The organism is Halorientalis brevis, assembly GCF_023077655.1.
This window is the reverse complement of sequence record NZ_JALLGV010000003.1, coordinates 27,026-46,332: the sequence shown is the minus strand read 5'-3', so window position 1 is coordinate 46,332 and position 19,307 is coordinate 27,026. Positions and strand designations below refer to the sequence as shown.

Sequence of the window (19,307 nt, the reverse complement as noted above, 5' to 3'; positions counted from 1 at the left end):
ACGACTGAGCGGTGAGGCTTCGAGCCGAACCGCGGGAGACGGGAGCAGACCGACGACTGAGCGGTGAGGCTGCGAGTCGAACCGCGGGAGGCGGGAGCAGACCGACGACTGAGCGGCGGCTCGAAAGACGCAGTCTTTCGGTGGTCCCGTAAGCGAAGCGATCGGGTTTCCCCAGTAGTCACGCCGTCCCAGGGACAAACGATGATTTCAGTCTACGAAGCCGTTTAGTCAGTGAGCCGACCTGTGTTCGGTATGTCTCGCAAGCCAGTCGGTGACGACGGCTCGACGGCACGGTGGCGACAGGCAGACAGTACGCGACGGCTGACGCGCCGTCGAGTGCTCACGGGAGGGAGTGCCGTCGTCGGCAGTGCAGTAGCTGGCTGCAGCGGCCTCCCCGGTGGCGAATCGACCGACGATCTGCGATTCACCAGCCTGCACCAGACCGCCGTGTTCGTCGCCGACGGCGTCGACCTGGCGGTTCCAGAGGAGATTCCGACCGTGAGCGCCGCGAACAACGCAGATCTCGTCGTCGTCCCCGACGACACCGACGTCGGTGCAAAGCAGGCCGTCGACTGGCTCGCCGACGAGCGCGTGATCGCGGTCGTCGGCGACGATGCCGAGGCCACGTGGCACGGCTGGGCCCGAAGCGACGAGTTCGAGGACGCGTTTCGCAGAGACGGGTTCAGCGACAGCGAACCCGACCCGTCCTTGCTCGTCGGGGCTGCAATCGGTCTCGACGTCACGACCTACCGCCACTCCTGGACGGACGGACCGCGCGACCGGGACGTCCTCCGCGCGCTCGACGAGGACCTGAGCGACATCGAATCCAGGACCCCACAGTGAGGTGCCCGTTCGGTCCCCGGACGGAACTCACAGGAGCGCCCCGGACTGGAGGACGGCGATCAGCGCCGTCAGCGTCACCAGACTCCCGAGTGTGCTGACGAGGATGGTCGTGCTCACGTAATCAGCCGCGGAGAACTCCCGGGCGCCGTCGCCGAACTCGATCGTGAGCATGAGCGGCGTCACCGCGGCCGGCATGGCACACTCCAGGACGAACACGCGGCCGACGGTCCCGGTGAGACCGACGCCGAGGGCGACACCGAGTGCCACGATTGGCGCGACGAGCAGTTTGAGAACCGTCGCCGGCGCGACGCGCCGGACCGTCGCGCCCCCGACCGGTCCCGCGAGCTGGATGCCGAGCATCAGCAACATCACGGGGATCGCCGCCTCGCCGGTGAGCCTGATCGTCTCCATGGCAGCCGTGTCAGTCGGCGGCGCGAGATCGAACGCGCGAACCACCCCGGCTGCGACGACGGCGTAGACGAGCGGGAGGCGGAACACCTTCCCGAGGGCGCCGCGCATCGACGCGGCCTGCCCGCGGGAGGCGACGTAGACGCCGACGGTGTACATCAGGACAGACTGGACGGCGATGTACAGCACGGCAGTGCTGCGGCCGAGCGCGCCGAAGGCGAACGCGGAGAGGGGAATCCCGTAGTTGCCGGCGTTCGAGAAGGTGCTCGTGAGCACGAACGCGCCCAGGATCGGTTCCCGTTCGCCGAGGAAGCGCCCGGCGCCCTCCGCAATGGCGACGATCGCGACCGTGAAGGCCACGACGCCGCCGAACAGGCGAGCGACCGTCGACCCGGAGATCGGCGTGGTCAGCAGGCTGTAGAAGACGAGCGCCGGCGCGAGGACGAAGATGGTCACCGTCGAGAGCGGTTCGACGTTGACGTCGCGGACCGAGCCGAGAACGTAGCCGACGCCGGCCACGGCGACGACCGGGAGAACAGCCGAAGTCAGCACTGAGAGCAGCGACACGGTCGCAGCCAGACCGGCGCGCGAGTCAACGGTTTCGATACGCGCCGGGACACGTCAACCAGTCGTCACGACCGTCACACGCGTGTCTGACCAACGTTGATGTAGCGAGACGTACAGTATTGAGACGATGGGCACGAACGCGCGCAGTCCGGACGACGAGAGTTCGCGACCGTGGACGGACCCGCGCTCCGTGCTGCGGACGCTACTTTCGACGCCCGACGAGCAGCCGGACCTCGCGGACGCCGACCTGCGCCGGTCGCTCGTCGCCGGGCTCGCCGACGAGGACCCGACGATCCGGTTTTCCAGCACCTGGGCGATCAGACTCCTCGCGCGCGACCAGCCCAACGCACTGCCCGGCCTCGTCGGCTACCTCGTCGCCAACCGCGACGCGAGCGACGACGTTCGCAACGTCCTCGTCGTCCTCCTCGACCGATATCCCGACCTCGTCCGTCCGGTACTCACCGAGCGCGACGTCGACCCGGACGCCCTCTCGGCGGACCACGACGGTGCGCTGGCCCTCCCGGCCGGAGACGACGACAACGACGACGCGGTCGTCTTTCGCGAGGACCACGACGGGAAGACGATCATCCCGACGTACGGAAGCAGCGCCGACTTTCTGACGACGGCGCTCGACGGCAACCGACAGCTCGTCGAGACCCCCGGCGAGGTCCCGACGGTCATCGAACGAGCGATGGACGACGCGTCGACCACCGGTGGCGGTGACCCCGACCGACGCGACGCGGACCAGGAGAGCGAGGACCAGACCGACGATGCGGCGCCAGACCCCACTGACCGCGCGGCCCCATGGTCCGCCACGCAGCAAAAGCGAGCCGACATCGAACACATCGAGGGGTCGGACCTCTTCGAGACGATCCGATCGCAGTGCCGCTTCGACGACTTGGAGGTCGTGTTACCCCGCGACGGCAGGCGCTACGCCGACACCGTCCGCGCGCGAGCGCGCACCGGCTCCGAGGAGTCGGGAATCGCCCTCCGGCTCCTCGACCGACCGGACAGCGACGCGGACGACGGCGATTACGCCGCGACCGTCGGTGAGCAACTCGCTCGCTGGCAGGGAGCGTCCGCGATCGAGGGCGTCGTCACGGTCCACGACTGGGCAGCGGACCCGCGACCCTGGCTCGCCACCGAGCCGGTCGAGGAACCGATTTCCGAGTGGACTCCGCCGAGCGTCGCCGCGCGACTCCGCTGTGGACTGCACCTGGCCGAGAGCGTCGCCGACTGCCACCGTCAGGGCGTCGTCCACGCCGGCATCGACCCCGGGAACGTCGTCAGGTCCGGCGACGCGCTCACCGTGGCGTGGCGCCCCAAACTCGACAACGTCGGTCTCCTGTTCGCGCTCCGCGAGTACTTCGACCTCGGCGAGTACCTCGACTTGCGGTACGCTGCGCCCGAGTACTTCGACGCTCGCTACGGGAGCATCGACCACTCGACGGACGTCTACCAGCTCGGCACCGTGCTCTACCGGCTGTTCACCGACCGTGCTCCCTTCGAGGGCGGCGAGTCCGAGGTCCATGAACAGGTGCTGACCGCCGAGCCCCCGGCACCGACCGAGGTGAATCCGGCGCTCCCAGACGCTGTCGACGACGTGATCTGGAAAGCGACGGCGAAGCGAAAGCTCGTCCGCTACGAGACCGCCACGCAGCTCCGGGCAGATCTCAAACGGAGCTGTGAGGAAGCAGGCGTCGACATCGACATCTGAGCAGCGAAAAAGCAGCGGGGAGGGGAACCAGCGGCCTCAGTTACCGGATGTCATGTCGCCGTGACGAGACTCCCAGATCGCCATGGCGTTAGGCTCGTCGTTGCCACCTACGAGGACCGGTACCAGCGGACCGCTTCCCCGACGCCGAGCAGGGCGACGGCCACGCCCGAGACGACGAGCAGGAACGCGTCGAACGGCGTCACCCACAGCGGGAGCGAGTACAGCAGCCCGTGCAGCACGACCGGCGGGACGAGTCGCGGAAGCCGTGCGAACGTGGCGGTCCAGCCGACCCCGACCCCGCCGGACTCCAGGCCGAGCGCCGCGGCGCTGGACCCGTTCGCGCTCTCGTCACCCGTTTCGAGGATTTCCACGTCGTAGACGCCGTCCGGGAAGTCACGGCTCCACGAGACGGAGCCGTTCCGGTTCACGGTGAGGATGCGCGATCCGTGCGAATCCGCGATCAGCGTCCGCCCGTCGGGCAGCCGGTCAGCGTCCCGCGGCCAGCTCAGCCGCGAGTCCGCCCACCGCCAGGACCGCTGCCACTCTCCGTCCTCGCGCTGGTACTCGACGATGCGGTTGTTCTCGCTGTCAGCGACCACGACCGCCGGACCGCCCCGGGCTTCGGGGATGTAATCGGGATTGTGCTGTTCGTAGAGGATCTCGTGGTCGCCGTCCGCGCCCAGCGTCCAGTTCTCCTGGAGCCCCGCCCCAGGGTCGACGAACACGACCTGGTCCTGGTTGCGCAAGTCGACCATGACGCGGCCGTCGGGGAGATACTCCACGTCGTTCAGATGGGTCCAGTCGCCGGGGTAGCTCCCGCCGCTCTCGGGCGCGTAGTCTTCCGAGACCCGCCACTCCCAGATGGTCTCGTCGGTGGTGGTGTTCACCATGAAGACGCTGTCCGGGTAGTTGATGTTCGCGAACAGCAGCACCGACTCGTTGATGCGGTCGACGTCGTGATCGTCCGAGGAGCCGTTCTCCGTGTCGACGATCGTGTGCAGGCGCGTCGTCTCGTCGGTCGTCAGGTTCACCCGCTCGACGACGTCGACCGAGCAGGTCTCGCCGGCACAGGCGTCGCTCTCGTTGTGATACGTGGCGACGTACTCGACCGTATCCGACCCCGTCGGCGCGGGGTCCACGTCGTGGTAGATGCCGTACGTCTCGTTGTGGTACATGACCGAGCCGTTGGGGTGGTAGGCGACGATCTGGCCCGGTCCGGTGGCGTCGATGGTCGCGACGAGCGTCCCGCCGACGCCGGGTGCCGACCCCTGGGTTGCGGCCGTGTCGTAGGTCGCGAACGACGCGGCGACCGACAGACCGGTCACCACGACGAGCAGAGCGACAGCGAGCCGAAGAGTCGACATCCGCGTGGAGGGACGGAGTGCGTTCGGCAGCGGAGAGCGAGTCATCCTATCTGGAACGCACCTTGCGTGCGGGAAAAACCCTCCGAGAACTGACGGAAACGGAGAGCGGTCGCTCCTCGGACAGCGCGTCGATAAAAGTGTAGTCGGTCAGCGAGCGGTGCAGTGGGATGACGGAGTGGCGTAGTAAAGTGGCTTAGACGGCCGACTTCACATCATGCCGCCCATGCCGCCGCCCATACCGCCCATGCCGCCCATGCCGCCACCCATGCCGCCGGGTGCGCCGCCTGGGCCGCCTGCAGGTCCGTCGTCCTCGTCGTCGGACGCGCCGCCCTTCAGGTCGCCGGCTGCGATGACGTCGTCGATGCGGAGGATCATGACAGCGGCCTCCGTCGCGGACTCGACGGCCTGGGTCTTGACGCGGAGCGGTTCGACGACGCCGTCGTCTTCCATGTCGACGACGTCACCGGTGTAGGCGTCGAGACCGGTCGTGGTGTCGCCGCCGTCGTGCTTGCTGCGGAGGTCGACCAGCGAGTCGATGGGGTCGAGCCCGGCGTTCTCTGCGAGGGTGCGCGGGATGACGTCGATGGCGTCGGCGAACGCCTCGACGGCCAGCTGCTCGCGGCCACCCACGGAGTCGGCGTAGTCACGCAGACCGAGGGCGAGTTCCGTCTCGGGAGCACCGCCACCGGGGAGGACCTGACCGTCCTCGAGCGTGACGGAGACGACACCGAGCGAGTCGTCGATCGCGCGCTCGACCTCGTCGACGACGTGGTCGGTGCCGCCGCGGAGGATCATCGTGACGGCCTTCGCGTCCTCGACGTCCTCGACGAAGATGCGCTGGTCGCCGCCGACGTCCTTCTCGGCGACGGAGCCGGCGAAGCCGAGGTCGTCCTCGGTGATGTCCGCGATGTTGGAGACGACGCGAGCGCCCGTCGAGCGGGCGAGCGCCTTGATGTCGGACTTCTTGGCGCGACGGACGGCGAGAATGCCCTCCTGGGCCAGGTAGTGCTGGGCCATGTCGTCGATGCCCTTCTGGCAGAAGACGACGTCGGCGCCAGCCTCGGAGATGTTGTCGACCATCTCTTTGAGCTGCTTCTCTTCCTGGTCGAGGAACTGCTGGAGCTGGTCCGGGTCGGTGACGTTGACCTCGGTGTCGAGCTCGGTCTCGGGCACCTCGATGGCGGTGTCGAGCAGGGCGACGTCGGCGTCCTCGACGGCGTAGGGCATGTTGTCGTGGACGCGCTCCTTGTCCACGATGACGCCCTCGACCAGTTCGGACTGGTCGATGGAGCTGCCGACGACCTTCTCGACTTTGATGTTGTCCGTGTCGACGCCTTCCTCGTCGGCGACGGCGCGGACGGAGTCGACGACCAGCGAGGCGAGCGTGTCCTTGGCGGACTCGGCGCCCTTGCCGGTCATCGCGGTGGCGGCGATCTGCTCGAGGATGTCGGTGTCGTCCTCGTCGACCTCGATGGCGATGTCCTCGAGGATCTCCTTTGCCTTCTCGGCTGCCTGGCGGTACCCCTGTGCCAGGATGGTGGCGTGGATGTCCTGGTCGAGGAGGTCCTCGGCCTTCGTGAGGAGTTCGCCCGTGATGACGACGGCCGTCGTGGTGCCGTCACCGACCTCGTCTTCCTGGGTCTGGGCGACCTCGACGATCATGTTCGCGGCCGGGTGCTCGATGTCCATCTCGTCGAGGATGGTGACGCCGTCGTTCGTGACGACGACGCTGCCGGTGTCTCCGACGAGCATCTTGTCCATTCCTTTCGGACCGAGTGTCGTGCGCACGGACTCGGCAACCGCTTTGCCGGCCGTGATGTTCATCGACTGGGCGTCCTTCCCGGAGGTTCGCTGACTCTCCTCGGAAAGTACGATGAGGGGCTGGTTACCCATCTGCTGAGCCATATTCAAGCAAATGGTTGTATTGCCATTCTATATAAACGTTGTGTTCACAGCAGGCAGAACCGCCTTACGGGACCGTCCCCGCGATCCGTGGGAGAACGTGACAGGGCGTGGGTTTAAATCCCGCGAGGGCGGCCGTGGCAGCGACACGGCGGGCGAATCGATACCGGGATTTACGTAGGTCGTTCGCATACTGTCAGCCAATGGAGATTCGAGTGGAACTGGCCGACGACCTGGTCGAGGAGTTGGACGACGAAGCGTCGCTACAGGGGTTCGACGACCGGGCGGCGTATCTGCGGTGGATCATCGCACACCGACCGATGTCGGACCTGGCCTCGACGCAGGCACCAGCGGTTGCGAGCCGCGTCTCAGAACTCGAAGAGCGAGTCAAACTCCTCGAGCGGCAACTCGACCTCGACACCCCGACGAACCCCGAGGCGGACCTCGGCGGTGCGTCGAGCAGTGGCGCCAGCCTGGACGCGGCGAGCGGTACCACTCCCGAAAGCGGTGCCGACGACGGTGCGAGTCTCGCAGGCGGGTTCGAATCGAAAGTCGAGTCCGCCGAGATGGACGACCCGCAAGGAGCGACCGGCGAGCCAGAAGAGGGCGCGGAAGACGACGACATCGCGGACGCGATCGGCGACATCTCACTCGACGACGACGAGTAGCAAACCGAAGTAGCCAGCGTCCCCGCGAACGAAGGGAGCAGGGGTAATTATCGAGGGAATTAGCCCGTGAACTGGTGGTACTCCATTCCCTTGTGTTTCATCTCGTTGTGGCGGCGTTCGAGGAACGAGTAGACCGAGCCGTGGGGCGCGCCGTCGAGGATCATCTCGGCGGCCTCGCGCACGGTGTCGACCTGTTCGGGTTGGCCGATGATCCCGAGCGTCGAGCCGTAGATGACGACCGCAGCACCGGACAGTTCCGCCATGAGTTCCCGGGTGCGACCGTCCTCGCCGATGAGGCGACCCTTGTTCCGACGGAGGTCCTTCTCGTTGCGCGAGGCGGCTTTGATGTCGATGATGTCGAACATCATCATCTCGTCGTCCAGCAGCGCCAGGGCTTCCTCGGGCGCGAATCCACGGCCGATGGCCTTCACGATGTCCGGCCCTTTGAGCCCCGTGATGGGATCCCCGACCGTCTCGACGCGAACCTGACCGGTCTCGCTGTCGATGTCGAGTCGGACCTCCGCGCGCTCTTCGATCTCACGCATCGTCTCTCCCCCTTCGCCGATGAGCACGCCGATGCGGTCCTGCGGAATCTTCACATGTTGCATAAATATACTGCAGGCTACGTGGTCGCGCCGTTTTAAGCCTTCGCACGTGACGAATATCGAGTCGGCAGAAGGCAGTTCCGACGAGGGAATCGCCATCGCTGACGGACGTGGACGGCCGCCAGGGACGTTGCATATCTCGGCCGGTCGCTTAAGCCCGGGAACGTTGACACCGAAGGTACGATGGAACGTAACTGGGAGACCGCGAGCGCGACAGGAGAGCGGCGATGACTGCGGTCGGCTTCGCGCTGTCGAGCGAACTGTACGGACCCAACGAACTCGTCGAACAGGCGGTCCGGGCCGAAGAGGCCGGGTTCGACTTCGTCGCGGTCTCGGACCACTACCATCCGTGGCTCCCGGTCCAGGGCGAGAGCCCGTTCGTCTGGACGACCCTCGGCGGCGTCGCACGCGCGACCGAGGAGATCGGCATCGGGACGGGCGTGACCTGTCCGTCGATGCGGTACCACCCCGCCAACCTCGCACAGGCCACCGCGACGACCGCGGCGATGAGTGACGGACGCTTTTTCTTCGGCGTCGGCTCCGGGGAGCGGTTGAACGAACACGTCCACGGCGACCACTGGCCACCGATCGTCAAACGGCTCGAAATGCTTCGAGAGGCCGTCTACGTCGTCCGGGCGCTCTGGACCGGCGACGAACTTACCCACGACGGAGAGCACTTCACCGTCGAGAACGCGCAACTGTTCACGCTGCCCGAGGAGCCACCGCCCATCTACGGATCGGCGTACGGTCCCACGGCGGCAGCGACCGTCGCGGAGTTCTCCGACGGGCTGTACACCGTCGGCCCACAGGAACAGACCCTTGCGGCGTACACCGACGCTGGCGGAGAGGGGCCGGCCTACGGCCAGTTGAGCGTCTCCTACGAGGAAACCCGAGAGCAGGCCGTCGACGTCGCCACCGAGCGCTGGCCGAACACGGCACTGCCCGGCGAACTGGGGTCGCAACTATCCACGCCAGCCCACTTCGAGCAGGCCTGTCAGATGGTCTCGAAGGCGGACATCGAAAACGGGAGCCTGGTCACTGACCCGGACCCGGCCACGCACGTCGAGAACGTCGAGAAGTTCGCAGACGCCGGCTTCGATCACGTCGTCGTCCACCAGATCGGAACGGACGTTGCGGGCCTGTTCGAGACCTACGAGAGCGACGTCCTGCCGGCAATCGCGTAGTCACGGGGAGCAGTCGCTCACGACGGGTGAGTGCGACCGAAACAGCGTCTCACTGGGGAACGAGATCGTCGGCGGACACCTTCTCGATGTCGAACTCGCTGTCGAACGCCCGCTTTGCCGCCTGTTCGCGTTTCTCCGTTCGGAACTGGCTGCGGTGAAGCGTCTGTACGTATCTGTGAAGCTCCCGTTTGCTGTCGATCAGGAAATACCCGCTTCGAGTCGCCGCGATCGGGATGCCCTCCTCGTACAGCAGGTACTGCAACACCTCCTTGCCCTCGAAGGAATCCGTCTCCGCGACCCCGAGTCGCCGGTTCAGTTCCTCGGAGGAGATGCTGTTGTCACTCCCGCGATGTTCGGAAAGGATGTCCAGCGCCTGCTCGATGAGATCGCGGTCAATGCGGCTCATGCTGACAGCTACCACATTAAGAATCAAAAACATATTCTCAGGTTACATATAGAAAATCCATTAATATTTGTCAGTCGTGACGGGGTCACAGCCACGTTCGAGAACGGTGAATCGAGAGACAACGACGGCCTCCGAACGGTCGGAGACGCAGTCAGTCGGACGTGTCGTCGGTGACGAACGCGAGCAGGTCCTCGTCGGTCACGTCCATTCCCTGGCGGCGGAAGAACGCGGCGACGTTGTGACAGTCGCGTTCGAGGAACTCGCGGCTGTTGGGGTGATGGACAGTCACGGCCTGGCCGAGGTCGATGACGACCAGTTCCTCGCCGTGGAGGATGACGTTGTACTCCGAGAGGTCGCCGTGGACCAGGCCGGCGTCGTACAGGCGGCGCATGTACTCACGGATGACCTCGTAGGCCGTTTCGGGGTTCTCGACGTGGACCTCGCTGAGGCGTTTGGCCCGCCCGGTGTCGAGGCCGAGCAGTTCCATGACGAGGACGTTCCGCTCGACGGCCATGGGTTCGGGGACGCGGACGCCGGCCTTCCGAGCGCGTGTGAGGTTCGCGAACTCCTTGCGGACCCACGCCTGAACGATCTGTTTCTTGTCGTGACCGATCCCCTCGAACCGGGGGTCGCCGTCGAGATACCCTCGCATGTCCCGGAAGTCCGAGGCGTTGATGCGGTAGACCTTGACGGCGACTTCGGGATTGTCGTCGACGTCGAGCACGTCGGCGGCCGTTTCCCCGCCGAGCGCGGAGTAGACGTTCGCCTCTTTGCCCGTCGAGATGGGACCGCCAAAGGCGTCGATGTAGCCGTCCTGAACGAGTTTGTACAGCGCGGCGAAGGTGGCGTCGTCGAAAACGGAGGCCTCGACCTTGAACTGGTCGGCGTCCTTGATGCGTTTGCGGAATTCGCTGAACTCGCGGTCCCGACGGCGGGCGATGCGATCGGCTTCCGTGTCGGCGACGTCGATCTCTTCCCACTCGTCACCCGGCGAGTCGACGTCCTCGGTGTCGACGAGCTCGAAGGATTCTGTCACGAGAGCGTCCCCCGACTCATGGGCCTGCTCGCCGTCGGTCCAGCGGTCGACCGCCGCCGCGCTGCGGAATCGCGTTCATGCGAGCGCTACTCCTGAATGTGACCCTCCTCCTTGAGCTGGTCGGCTTCCTGCTTGTCGTAGCGCCAGGTGATGTCGGCCTTCTCGTCCTGCCAGTCCCACGGTTCGACGAGGACGACGTCGTCTTCGCGGATCCAGATGCGTTTCTGCATCTTCCCCGGGATGCGAGCGGTTCGTGTCTGCCCGTCCATACAGCGCACGCGGACGCGATTCGCACCGAGCATGTCCAGGACGACGGCGAACACCTCGTCGTCGTCGGGCATGCGGAGGTCCTTCCTGCCCTCGTTGTCACTCATGTGCGGTCCTTCGGTGGGGAGACGGTTTAAGCTTTTCAAGCCTGAACTGCCCGCCAACCCCCTCAGTCCGCGCCCTGGGACTTGACCCACCCGCACTCGGGGCAGGTTTCCACGCCGTTCTCCGCGTCGGTCTCGGCGGCCTCGTCATGGCCGACGGGGTCTCCCTCACGAGCGTCTGAGCGAGCGCGCGCGAGCGGTCAATTCCCCGATTTGCCGCCGATTTCGCCCGTACTGGCGCGTTACCAAGAACCACCCCGATTTCGAGTATAACGTGGCCACCCTGGGTAAACAGGCGTTTGATAAGCCCTACCAAGAGTTTATTACAGAGTATTTACAGCCGTGGTGTTGTATGAAAGCAGCAGTCTTTCACGGGGTGGAGGAGCCGCTCCAGATCGAAGAGGTGGAACCGCCGACAGCCGACGACGACCAGATCGTCGTCGAGACCGAAGCGTGTGGGATCTGCCGCAGCGACTGGCACGCCTGGAAGGGCGACTGGGATCACATGGGCGTCATCCCGATGGACGGCCTCATCTTCGGCCACGAACCGGCCGGCACCGTCGCCGAGGTGGGCGACGACGTCGAACGATTCCGCGAAGGCGACAGCGTCACCGTCCCATTTTGTCTCGGCGACGGCACCTGCGAGCACTGCCGCTCTGGGCACGCCAACGTCTGTGAGCGCCTGATGCCGCTCGGCTTCATCAAACCGGCGCCCGGCGCGTTCGCCGAGCGGTTCCCCGTCCGCGAAGCCGACTTCAACGTCGTCAAACAGCCCGACAGCGTCGACCCCGTCGAGATCGCCGGTCTCGGCTGCCGGTTCGCCACCGCCTTCCACGGGCTCGTCCACCGCGTCGACCTCACCGCCGGCGACTGGGTGGCCGTCCACGGTCTCGGCGGCGTCGGCCTCTCGGCCGTCCACGTCGCGAACGCGCTGGGCGCGAACGTCATCGGCGTCGACATCATCGACGAGAAACTCGACAAGGCCGAAGAGTTGGGCGCCGACGAGACGCTCAACGCCAACGACGTCAAGGACGTTCCCCAGGCAGTCAAGCAGTTCACCGAGTCCTCCAAAGGTGTGGACATCGCCGTGGATGCGCTCGGCGTGCCAGAAACCTGCCAGAACGCCTTTAACTCGCTGGGCAAGACCGGCCAGCACCTCCAGATCGGGATGACCGAAGGCGAGGACGGCGGCCACATCCCCATTCCGATGGACAACCTCGTCTACGACGAACGCGAGATCGTCGGCTCCTACGGCATCCCGCCGAACCAGTACGACGAGATCTTCCGCATGATGGACCGCGGGAAGATCGACCCCGGGAAGATCGTCACCGAGACCGTCTCGCTCGAGGAAGTCCCCGACGTCATCGAGTCCATGGGCGACTACGACACCGTCGGGATTCCGGTCTGTAACGAGTTCTAACCACTTTTTTACGTCGGGGGATGTCCTCGGCAGCGAAGCTGCCTGCGGGCATCCCCATCGCAAAAACCTGGACTAAAAACGACCTGCTGTCTCACGCCGTCGGCGTTCGACAGCAGTGAACCGCGCTCGCTACCGCTCGCGCGGATGCTAACGTACTCTCTCCGTCGTCTCGTTCAGGATTCTCCATTGGTACACGGTTACTTTTAACGTGGTTGTGGGAAAACCACACTCCTCACTAAGACTAGGAGATCGATCGAGACACGAACAGATGCACCCGCGAGGGCGCTCTGGACGCGAACCATTCCCCGATCGGACACCTGTTGGAACAGCTATCTTTGCCCGTCAATCGCACTCATGATCGGAGCGCGCGCGAGCGCCGCGATCGGCCGATCACCGGATATTGTTGCCGAAAGAATGCATGAACAGTTGACAACCGTGAAACCCTGCATAACACCCGGCCCCTGAATAGAGAGGCGTATGATATACCCCACCAATGATTTATAAGGATGTATTTGCAGGTTAGGGGTGGATGAAAGCAGCAGTCTTTCACGGGGTGGAGGAGCCCCTCCAAATCGAGGACGTAGAAGAGCCGACAGCCGAGGAGGACCAGATCATCGTCGAGACCGAAGCGTGTGGGATCTGCCGCAGCGACTGGCACGCCTGGAAAGGCGACTGGTCCTGGATCGGCGTGATGCCGACCGACGGACTCGTCTTCGGCCACGAACCGGCCGGCACCGTCGTCGAAGTAGGGGACAACGTCGAGCGGTTCCGCGAAGGCGACCAGGTGACCGTCCCGTTCAATCTCTCTGACGGCACCTGTCACCACTGCCGGAACGGCCGCGGAAACATCTGCGAACAGGTCGTCCCGCTGGGCTTCCTGAAGATGGCCCCCGGTGCCTTCGCCGAACGGTTCCCCGTCCGGAAAGCCGACCACAACGCCATCAAGCTCCCCGAGAACGTCGACCCCGTCGACGTCGCCGCGCTCGGCTGCCGGTTCGCCACCGCGTTCCACGGGCTGGCCCACCGCGTCGACATCAACCCCGGCGACTGGGTGGCCGTCCACGGTCTGGGTGGCGTCGGCCTCTCTGCCGTCCACATCGCCGAAGCCCTCGGCGCGAACGTCATCGGCATCGACATCATCGACGAGAAACTCGACAAGGCCGAAGAGCTGGGCGCCGACGAGACGCTCAACGCCAACGACGTCAAAGACGTGCCCCAGGCGGTCAAGCAGTTCACCGAGTCCTCTCGCGGCGTCGACATCTCCGTGGACGCGCTGGGCGTCGCCGAGACCTGCCAGAACTCCGTGAACTCCCTGGGCAAGGGCGGTCAGCACCTCCAGATCGGGCTCACCACCTCCGAAGAAGGCGGGAACGTCTCGCTCCCGGTCGACAACATCGTCATGGACGAGCGGGACTTCAAGGGCTCGTTCGGGATGCCCCCGAACCAGTATCAGGAGATCTTCCGCATGATGGAGCAGGATAAGATCGACCCCGGCCGGATCGTCACCGAGACGGTCTCGCTCGAAGAAGTGCCCGACGTCGTCGAGTCCATGGGCGACTACGAGACGGTCGGCATCCCGGTCTGTAACGAGTTCTAACCACTTTTTACTCCCTCGGGTATCCTCGCTCGCAAGCGCTCGCTGCGGGTACCACTCGGTCGCAAAACCTGGACTAAAACGTGCTGCTGGCTCGGTCGCACTGCTCCCTCGCCAGCAGTGAACCGCGCTCGCTCACGCTCGCGCGGATGCCAACCACGACCGCACGACAGCAATAGGTCGCCCACAACCCAATAGTTGTGTCTTGCAGTGCAGTTATCAGTTGTCAGCGAGAATAGCAGACTATGCGCGTTGCCGTCTTCGGCGCTGGCTACGCCGGACTGACCGTCGCCCGGCGGCTCGAACGACACGCTCCCGACGACGTGGAACTCGTCGTCGTCGACGAGTCCGAGTCACATCTCGTCCAGCACGAACTCCACCGCGTCGTGCGCCGCCCATCCCTCGCCGACACGATCACCGTGCCACTGTCGGCGGTCCTCTCCGAGGCCGAGGTCCGCCAGGCGCGCGTGACCGGGATTGACGCCGACGATGGCGTCGCGACCCTCGCACCGGTGGACGGAGACGGCGAGACGACGCTCGAATACGACGTCGGCGCCGTCTGCCTCGGTGCGGAAACCGCCTTTTACGACCTCCCGGGCGTCGAAGACCACGCCACGCCGCTCAAACGACTCGCCGACGCACGGAAGATTCACGACGACACGCTGACCGCTGCCGGGGGCCACGCGGTCGTCGGCGGCGCCGGCCTCTCCGGCGTCCAGGTCGCGGGCGAACTCGCCGCGCTCTCCGCTGCGGAGGGACTCGATCTGGACGTGACCGTCGTCGAGCGCTCCGACAGCGTGGCCTCGGGGTTCGACCCCGCGTTCAGGACGGCGCTCCGCCAGGAACTCGACGCCCGTGACGTGACCGTCGAGACCGGCGTCGGCGTCAAGCGCGCTGACGAGGACGCGGTTCACCTGGCCGACGGGCGAACGCTCCCGGCCGACGTGTTCGTCTGGACCGGGGGCATCCACGGCCCTGCGGCCTTCGAGGGAGACCGGCCCCGCGTCGAATCCGATCTCCAGGTCAGCGACAGTACCTTCGTCGTCGGCGACGCCGGCACGGTCGTCGGCGACGACGGCACCACCGCACCGGCGAGCGCCCAGACGGCGATCCGGCAGGCGCGCGTCACCGCGAAGAACGTCCGGCAGCGCATCGAGGAGGCAACCGACGATAGCACCGAATCGGACGGCGCCGACGACGAGTTGGCCACGTACGAGTACGACTCGCTGGGCTGGGTCGTCAGCGTCGGCGACGGCGCGGTCGCACAGGTCGGCCCGGCCGTCCTGAGCGGCGAGCCCGCGCGGGCTGCCAAGGCCGTGATCGGTGCGGGCCACCTCAGCTCCGTCGGGGCGCTCGGCGACGCGGCCGACCTCGTGGCCGAGGAGTTCGGCTGGCCGACCCACGAGTCGGTCGTCTCGCTCGGCGACCTCCCGATCAAACAGGTGCCGACCGACCCCGGCTCGCCGAGCGAACTCCAGTCGACGCTCGGCGCGACCGGACTCGCTCTCGCGGACGCGTTCGCACCGAGCGACGCCGTCGATCTGACGTTCGTAACCCGGCTCGCCGATCGGCGCTATCCCGGGAGTCCGGTGAACCTGCTCGAACGATCGGTGGTGTCCCCGCTCTCGCTGTTTGGGAGTCAGGACGAGAATCGCTGACCCAACCATGCCGGCACTGAGACACAGTCGGCGCTCGGCGTGATCTGTCCCATTACTTCGTCAGAAGGGCGCGAGCGGTGCGCCCGGATCGTCAGGCTTCCGGCGCGTCGCTCTCGTCGTCGGTCTCGGCCGTCTCACGGGTGTCGTCGACAGTGCTCTCCTCGCGGGCTCGTTCGACGGTGTCTTCGAGGTCACCCTGGAGGTCGTCGAAGCGCTCCTGCAGGGTGTCGAGCTGGTCCTGATACCGGTCGAGTTGCTGGACGAACTGGTCGCCGAACTCGTCGGCCTGCTCGTCGATCGTCTCCGAGAGGTCGTCGGCACGTGCTTCGAGTTCGTCCTGGAACTCGTCGTACTGGTCGGCGAGCCGCTCGATGGTGTCGACGGTCTGGTCTTCGAGGTCCTCGTTTACCTCGACGAGGACGTCGAGCTGATCGTCGAGCATATCCAGCGCCTCCTCGACGCTCTCGTCGTAGCGCTCGATGCCGGCCTCGTAGTTCTCGTCGACGGCGTCGATCGTGTCGGCGTGGCGCTCGAGCAGCGTGTCGAACCCGTTGTTGACCGATTCCCGGATGTCGTCGATCGTCTCGTCGTCACCCGAGGCCGTCGATTCGAGCGCATCTAGCAGCTGATTACTGGTGTCCTGGGCGAACTCGATGGTCCGCTGCTGAGCGTCCATCTGAGCGTCGATCGTCCCCCGGATCGTCTCGTTGACGTCCGCCGGTAGTTTCACGGAGAGCGCGACCAGGTTCTGGCCGTGCTTGATTGCGTCGCGCTGGACTCTGAAGATCGCGTCGATCGGTGACGTGTTGTCGCTCATGGTACTGTGTAGTGGCTCCGCGTATTCGACCGGACTACCCCCTCTGCCAGCGGAATGTTCCCTACACCTATATCTTCACCCCAATGTTACTTCTAGCTGGCGGAGTGCCCTCGAAGGAAACAAACCGGCCAGAACAGCCGCTGTACCCGAAGAAACCGAGTACGAGACAAATGTAGTGTTCGGTTGAATTAAGTCAATCGACCGAAAACATCGTCGTATCGAGACTCTGGGGGAGTCGACGTGGTAACAGACGAGGGTTCGAGACAGACAGGAACGGGGGAACAGGGACGATCACTTGTGGGGCCGCTGGCGGCGTCGAGCGCTCCTGGGGGGTCGTGGAACCGGACGGCGACTGAGCCAGGATACTGATGAGCGAGGTGCTACCCGTCGAACTGGGGCTGTTCGCCGTCCTGGGGAGTGGCTTGTCAGTCAGCCACCTGCTCGCGGGACCGGTGAGTCTGCCCGGCGACCTCGCATCGATCGTGCCGTCCGGAATCAACTGGAGTCTGGTGCTGATCCCGCCGATCACGGGGATCATCGGCTACGTCACGAACTGGGTGGGGATCAGACTGCTCTTCCACCCGGTTGATTTCTTCGGCGTCAAAGTGCCCGGAATGCAGCAGGTGGCGTCGCTGCTCCCGACGAAGATCCAGCAGATTCCGGGCGTCCGGGAGGGGAAACTGGGCTGGCAGGGAATCGTCCCCTCGCGGGCGGCGAAGATGGGGAGCCTCGCCGCCGACAACGGCGTCACGAAGATCGCGAGTCAGAAGGAGTTCTACGAGCAGTTCGATCCCGAGACCATCGCCGAGCACGTCGTCGCGGCGGCCAGCGACGACATCCACCGACTCGTCGACGACATCATCCGACGCGAGCACCCGCAGTTGTGGCGCGACGCACCGCCAGCGGTTCGCGAGATGATCCACTCGCGCGTCGAGTCCTCGATGCCGGCGGTGGTCGATCGGGTGTTCCACGACATCGGCGAGAACATCGACGACCTGATGGACATGAAGATGATGATGGTCAACAAGCTGGGGAACGACCCCGAGTTGCTCAACAAGATGTTCCTGGAGATCGGCGACCGGGAACTGAAGTTCCTCATCAACTCTGGCTTTTTTCTGGGGACGTTCCTGGGGATCTTCTCGATCCCGTTGTTCATCTACATCGGTGAGTGGTGGGTGTTGCCCGTCGCGGGCACCCTGGTCGGGTACTTCACCAACTTCATCGCCATCAAGGCGATCTTCAACCCGAAACAGCCGGTCAAGGTCGGCCCGTTCACCGTCCAGGGGCTGTTCATCAAGCGCCAGAACGAGGCCGCGGAGACGTACTCGGAACTCGTCGCCGGCGAGATCGTCACCGTCGGCAACATCGCCGAGAACATGCTGAACGGCTCGAAGTCCGACCGGACCCGCAAGATGATCACGGACGCGCTCCGCCCGGCAGTCGACGAGGCGGTCGGCGTCGCCGGCCCGCTCGTGCGCGTCACCACCGGGGACCGCGAGTACGAGGCCATCCGCGAATCGTTCGCCAACGAGACGATCGAGTACGCATTCGAGCCGCTCAAGGACCCCACGTTCAACCGCAGACGGAGCGGCCCGGTCCAGGAACTGATCGCCAGGCGCATGAAGGAACTCCCGCCCGAGGACTACTGCGTGATGCTCCGGTCGGCGTTCAAAGAAGACGAGTGGCTCCTGATCGGCATCGGTGCGGTCCTCGGGTTCGTGGCGGGCTGGATCCAGCTGCTCGTCGTGACTGCGCTGTGAGCGTGTTAGAACGGTGAGAGCGTTTGGACTGTCAGGGCAGCCTGTCGCGTGACGCACTTCTGGACGGTGACTGGCTGTCGGATCGACTCGTCGAGCAGGAAGTTGACGAAGGATTCACCCTCGTGTTCGATGAGGAACTCGGTGTCGACGTCGGCGGCGATGTCACAGAGCAACTGTAGCTCCGCCGTGTACGGGATCTTCAGCAACTCGTTGCCGATTATCTCCAGGTCGCCGCTGATCACGGCGGACGTGGCCGGTCGACCCGCGATGATCGATTGCCACGTGTGCGCGGACGCACGGAAGGCCGTCCCGACCTCGCGATCCCCTGGCCCGTCGACCAGGGCCAGCTCCGTGCAGTCGCCGTCCTCCAGTTCGACGTACACGTAGATCGTCCCCTCGACCACGTCGCGTTCCGTCTGCTCGAGCAGGTTCCGCAACGTCGCCGGCAGCGACGACCTGATCGACTCGTCGATGAGGTCGGTCGCCTCGTCGATGGACACGTCTTCGAGTCCTTCCCGCGCCGAGGGCGGCAGTTCACTGAGAACCTCATCGGAGAGGTCGCCGAGTGTGATAGTAGCGAGGTTCAGATCAGTGATGACGAGCAGCAGGTTCTCGTCGAATTCGAACCCGTCCAGTTCCGAACTCTCGTTGATCAACCGCTGATATTCGTCCAGCCACTCTTCGGAGGGATACAGGACCATGGAGATCAACTCGACTCTGTTTACCACGTCCAGTACAAAAGCACAATGCCGGCAGGCGCAAACTTCAGGGCGCATCCTACCAGTGTGAGTATGTAAGAATGTTCTGGTCAAACAACCCGAGACGCCAGCCGCAGACGCGACTGGTCGCAGTCTGTAGAACGGAGATCGACGTCCGCGTTCGGGCGACTGTTGGGAAGTTGGTACTGCAACTCTGCGTCTAGGGTTTGCAAACGGCGGATTGCAGACGCGAACCGACGATCACGGTGGGAGACAGCGGGAAAAACAG

General features: G+C 65.2%; 17 protein-coding genes. 8 read left to right on the top strand and 9 right to left on the bottom strand.

The window, feature by feature from the left end:
- Positions 1–252 precede the first annotated feature (252 nt).
- Positions 253–843, top strand: coding sequence for a hypothetical protein (locus tag MU553_RS05690; RefSeq protein ID WP_247376616.1), 591 nt, complete (start codon positions 253–255; stop codon positions 841–843).
- Positions 844–870: 27 nt separating this feature from the next.
- On the opposite strand, the gene MU553_RS05685 is transcribed toward MU553_RS05690, so the two are convergent.
- Complete coding sequence (locus MU553_RS05685; protein WP_247376614.1) at positions 871–1,818, bottom strand: AEC family transporter; 948 nt, start codon at positions 1,816–1,818, stop codon at positions 871–873.
- Positions 1,819–1,945: 127 nt separating this feature from the next.
- Between MU553_RS05685 and MU553_RS05680 the strand changes: the two genes are divergently transcribed.
- Entirely contained in the window at positions 1,946–3,535 is a 1,590-nt protein-coding gene (locus tag MU553_RS05680; RefSeq protein WP_247376613.1) for a serine/threonine protein kinase, read from the top strand.
- 107 nt (positions 3,536–3,642) lie between these two features.
- On the opposite strand, the gene MU553_RS05675 is transcribed toward MU553_RS05680, so the two are convergent.
- Together MU553_RS05675 and thsA are read right to left on the bottom strand one after the other, a co-directional pair.
- Positions 3,643–4,944 carry an aryl-sulfate sulfotransferase gene (locus tag MU553_RS05675; RefSeq protein ID WP_247376611.1) on the bottom strand — a complete coding sequence of 434 codons (1,302 nt, stop codon included), beginning with the start codon at positions 4,942–4,944 and terminating at the stop codon, positions 3,643–3,645.
- A gap of 162 nt (positions 4,945–5,106) precedes the next feature.
- Positions 5,107–6,792 (bottom strand): thermosome subunit alpha, encoded by a 1,686-nt coding sequence (thsA, locus tag MU553_RS05670; protein WP_247377555.1) that lies wholly within the window; start codon positions 6,790–6,792, stop codon positions 5,107–5,109.
- Between the two features lie 212 nt (positions 6,793–7,004).
- Between thsA and MU553_RS05665 the strand changes: the two genes are divergently transcribed.
- Complete coding sequence (locus MU553_RS05665; protein ID WP_247376609.1) at positions 7,005–7,469, top strand: hypothetical protein; 465 nt, start codon at positions 7,005–7,007, stop codon at positions 7,467–7,469.
- A gap of 59 nt (positions 7,470–7,528) precedes the next feature.
- Here MU553_RS05665 and MU553_RS05660 read toward each other — a convergent pair whose 3' ends face one another.
- Positions 7,529–8,077 carry a KH domain-containing protein gene (locus MU553_RS05660; RefSeq protein ID WP_247376607.1) on the bottom strand — a complete coding sequence of 183 codons (549 nt, stop codon included), beginning with the start codon at positions 8,075–8,077 and terminating at the stop codon, positions 7,529–7,531.
- A 224-nt stretch (positions 8,078–8,301) separates the two neighbouring features.
- Between MU553_RS05660 and MU553_RS05655 the strand changes: the two genes are divergently transcribed.
- Complete coding sequence (locus MU553_RS05655; RefSeq protein ID WP_247376605.1) at positions 8,302–9,258, top strand: TIGR03557 family F420-dependent LLM class oxidoreductase; 957 nt, start codon at positions 8,302–8,304, stop codon at positions 9,256–9,258.
- A gap of 49 nt (positions 9,259–9,307) precedes the next feature.
- Here MU553_RS05655 and MU553_RS05650 read toward each other — a convergent pair whose 3' ends face one another.
- The 3 genes from MU553_RS05650 to eif1A form a co-directional block, all read right to left on the bottom strand.
- A complete protein-coding gene (locus MU553_RS05650; RefSeq protein ID WP_247376603.1) occupies positions 9,308–9,664 on the bottom strand; it encodes a hypothetical protein in 357 nt (118 codons plus the stop codon).
- Positions 9,665–9,815: 151 nt separating this feature from the next.
- Positions 9,816–10,700, bottom strand: coding sequence for a serine/threonine-protein kinase Rio1 (gene rio1 / locus MU553_RS05645; protein ID WP_247376601.1), 885 nt, complete (start codon positions 10,698–10,700; stop codon positions 9,816–9,818).
- An 86-nt stretch (positions 10,701–10,786) separates the two neighbouring features.
- The gene (gene eif1A, locus MU553_RS05640; protein WP_247376599.1) at positions 10,787–11,074 is read right to left on the bottom strand and encodes a translation initiation factor eIF-1A; all 288 of its coding nucleotides are present in this window, start codon (positions 11,072–11,074) and stop codon (positions 10,787–10,789) included.
- A 349-nt stretch (positions 11,075–11,423) separates the two neighbouring features.
- On the opposite strand from eif1A, the gene MU553_RS05635 reads away from it, so the two are divergent.
- The 3 genes from MU553_RS05635 to MU553_RS05625 all read left to right on the top strand — a co-directional run bounded on the left by MU553_RS05635 (position 11,424) and on the right by MU553_RS05625 (position 15,743).
- Entirely contained in the window at positions 11,424–12,491 is a 1,068-nt protein-coding gene (locus tag MU553_RS05635) for a zinc-dependent alcohol dehydrogenase family protein (protein WP_247376597.1), read from the top strand.
- Between the two features lie 529 nt (positions 12,492–13,020).
- Positions 13,021–14,088 carry a zinc-dependent alcohol dehydrogenase family protein gene (locus MU553_RS05630; protein WP_247376595.1) on the top strand — a complete coding sequence of 356 codons (1,068 nt, stop codon included), beginning with the start codon at positions 13,021–13,023 and terminating at the stop codon, positions 14,086–14,088.
- Positions 14,089–14,330: 242 nt separating this feature from the next.
- On the top strand, positions 14,331–15,743 hold the full coding sequence (locus MU553_RS05625; protein ID WP_345893361.1) for an NAD(P)/FAD-dependent oxidoreductase: 1,413 nt from the start codon (positions 14,331–14,333) through the stop codon (positions 15,741–15,743).
- Between the two features lie 91 nt (positions 15,744–15,834).
- On the opposite strand, the gene MU553_RS05620 is transcribed toward MU553_RS05625, so the two are convergent.
- A complete protein-coding gene (locus MU553_RS05620; protein WP_247376593.1) occupies positions 15,835–16,560 on the bottom strand; it encodes an apolipoprotein A1/A4/E family protein in 726 nt (241 codons plus the stop codon).
- A 368-nt stretch (positions 16,561–16,928) separates the two neighbouring features.
- Here MU553_RS05620 and MU553_RS05615 point away from each other — a divergent pair, with 368 nt between their 5' ends.
- Positions 16,929–18,320 (top strand): DUF445 domain-containing protein, encoded by a 1,392-nt coding sequence (locus MU553_RS05615; protein WP_247376592.1) that lies wholly within the window; start codon positions 16,929–16,931, stop codon positions 18,318–18,320.
- 5 nt (positions 18,321–18,325) lie between these two features.
- Here MU553_RS05615 and MU553_RS05610 read toward each other — a convergent pair whose 3' ends face one another.
- A complete protein-coding gene (locus MU553_RS05610) occupies positions 18,326–19,021 on the bottom strand; it encodes a hypothetical protein (RefSeq protein WP_247376590.1) in 696 nt (231 codons plus the stop codon).
- Positions 19,022–19,307: the final 286 nt, after the last annotated feature.